This is a genomic window from Bacillus cereus group sp. BfR-BA-01492 (genome assembly GCF_022662815.1).
Classification (GTDB): Bacteria; Bacillota; Bacilli; order Bacillales; family Bacillaceae_G; genus Bacillus_A; species Bacillus_A cereus_BD.
On sequence record NZ_JAKUEH010000042.1, the window covers coordinates 1 to 2,752 of the forward strand.

Here is a 2,752-nt window from a genome sequence, read left to right on the forward strand (position 1 = left end):
AGGCACGCCGCCAGCGTTCATCCTGAGCCAGGATCAAACTCTCCAATAAAGTTTGTCTAGCATCATAAATAAAAATTGACGTTTCACGTTTTTTGTTTCGTTCAGTTTTCAGAGAACTCGTTTGTCGCTTCATTTGCGACTTCCTTATGTTAACACTTTTATATTTCAATGTCAACTAAATTTTTCATTTCGTTTGTCGCGTTTTGCGTTGTTTCTCTCAGCGACTCGTATAATATTACACCTCTATTTACTAATAGTCAATAGATTTTATAAAATTATTTAAAGAGAACTTTTCGATATTTAACTAATTCTAAATTCCTTTCAGAACATTCATGCTCTCTTTTTCATCTACATATATATTTAATACGTCTAAATCGAAAGGAGTGGAGACATGCTCCCTCCATCTCTGTTGCATATTATGAGCGCTTGTTCACGCTGTCCTCATTATCACAGAAAGTTTCCGATGATTCTATTTTGGAGTCAAAAAAGTGGATGCACCTCATTTGCAATGTGGTTCTTTTATCAAATCGGTTTACTAAAAACAGCACTACAGTATCATTCGTTCATTCATCATTATGAATATGATATATATAAGGAGTTCCTCTTATCATATAAAATTAGGAGTGGCATTACGAGAAAAGTAAAAAACAACGATTAAACTTGTTCGCAACCCTTATAAAAGAGCAGTTAGTTCCTTTGTTTCTTTAATCGCTCCCCTTACATTGAAAATCCAGCATGGCGCCCATTACATAAATTTCTATATAATGATGAGTCTTGCCATAAAAGCATTTCTTTCAAACAATTTCTATATGATTTATATGCGAATAGAAAAACACCTTTCCAAATTAATCCTCATTACAGTCGACAATATATAACAGGAGAAGAGAATATTATTCAAAAATACATATACTTAGAAAACTTCAATGAAGAAATCTCTACTCTGGAAAAAGATTACAATTTAAAAATTTCTCCCTTATAAACCTTGTCAAAGTCATGGCATCATCAAACACCTTCCATGATTTATACAGGAAATTTCGCAGACGCCGATATTACAGATCCTTTATTTCCAAGACATCCAACTTATAAAAGCTTTTACGATACTGAATGTATACAACTTGTCACAGAAATCTTTCAAGATGATTTTAAAACATATAAACATTCGAAAGGGAACATATAACAATACCTTTATAAAAATTTCCTCATAAAAAAGAGGATACATTACAAATCAAATATCCCCTTTCCTTATTTTCTTATTACTACAATCCATACGTTTTATTCCATTCTATTTTTGCGATTTCCTCGCTTAATTACAATCCGAAATTTATCTTTATCAGCCCAAAAAACACCAAGCAACACGAAACATCCTCCTACTACAATTTTTATTGTTAATGATTCATTTAGTACAATAATCGAAGTAATGATGCTTACAAGCGGTAATGCATTCATATATAATCCGCTTACTGATGCTGAGACATATTCAAGTCCTCTATTCCAAAACCAATAAGCAAGAATTGTTGCACAAATAACAAGATATATAAAGCTCATAATTGCTTTCCATGTAGTGATTCGTGGCAAACCGTAGTAACTTACTTCCACTATAGCAAAAGGCAATACTATAATGGCTCCAACAATTAATGTTAAAGCTGTAAACACTTCATTTGATAATCTTTTTTCCTGCTTTGGTTTTTTTAGCAATATAGTATAAAAAGCAAATAAAAATGTACTTATTAAAATAAATATATCTCCAATAAGAGAAGCCTCTTGATGATCTGTACCAGATGGCATTGTAATGCATATAACACCGATAAATCCTAGTGTAATCCCAATCCAATAATTTAATCGAATATATTCCTTTAAAAATATTGCCGAAAAAACAATTGTTACTAATGGTAAAATCGCATCGATAATACTGACATGTAAACCGCTAGTTAAAGATATACCATACGAAGTAAACATAAAATATCCAGCTACACCAGTAAATGATAATAAACTTATCCTTTTCCAAGAAATATTCTTATGTACAAAATGTTCGCGTAGTTGCCGAAAAGAAAATAACACACATATCCCTCCAGCAAAACAAAGACGAAGAAATAGTAAAGTAAATGGCTGAACAGATTCTAAAGCCCATTTTGTAGGAGCGATGGCTGCTCCCCATAATAGAATTGCAATAAATAGCATACCTATTCCTTTCATCATCTTCTCTCCCTTTTTATATACAGGGACTGTATCCCCGGCTTCTTTTTTACATATAGTTACAACAGTTCAATGAAATCTGATGGAACATTCATTTATTCTCATTTCCTGTGCAATGGTCACTATCAGTTTATCATAGTTTACTTTTGCTAAAAGCTTTCTCTACGTCTATATTCATTGCTATTTTCCCTCTTCTTCTATATACGCTTTCCCTACAACATCATGTGTTACTAAATGAAATAAACTTCTAGTATAGTAAAAAAAGCCAGTCCAAAGGTTATAATTTTGGACTGGCTCTAAATTTGATGACTATGAATGAAAATTCGTATACATGTTGCGTTTAAAACACCACAAACCTTATGATTTTAGTGGCACTCCGTACCCAACCTCACTTCCATCCCATGCCTAAGGCGATGGGATTTCTCGTTCGGAGCAGCTGTAATATACAAAAAAAACCTAAGTCAGCTTGACTTAGGTTTTTGCTTGGCGACGTCCTACTCTCACAGGGGCAAGGCCCCAACTACCATCGGCGCTAGAGAGCTTAACTTCCGTGTTCGGT

1 protein-coding gene, 1 rRNA gene and 1 pseudogene are annotated in these 2,752 nt (G+C 33.3%); 1 reads left to right on the forward strand and 2 read right to left on the reverse strand.

The features are described 5' to 3' along the window. The first annotated feature begins 391 nt into the window (after nucleotides 1-391). Nucleotides 392-1,177: pseudogene (locus tag MR063_RS21410) on the forward strand (sulfotransferase family 2 domain-containing protein). A gap of 95 nt (nucleotides 1,178-1,272) precedes the next feature. Here the strand turns inward: MR063_RS21410 and MR063_RS21415 are convergent. Continuing rightward, nucleotides 1,273-2,193, reverse strand: a complete 921-nt coding sequence (locus MR063_RS21415; RefSeq protein ID WP_242201330.1) for a DMT family transporter — start codon at nucleotides 2,191-2,193, stop codon at nucleotides 1,273-1,275. Between the two features lie 481 nt (nucleotides 2,194-2,674). Then, a 5S ribosomal RNA gene (rrf, locus tag MR063_RS22330) occupies nucleotides 2,675-2,752 on the reverse strand; the annotation flags it as partial.

Excerpts from the sequence above, each read along its gene's own strand:
- MR063_RS21415 (WP_242201330.1), bottom strand. The coding sequence starts at position 2,193 with ATGAAAGGAATAGGTATGCTATTTATTGCAATTCTATTATGGGGAGCA.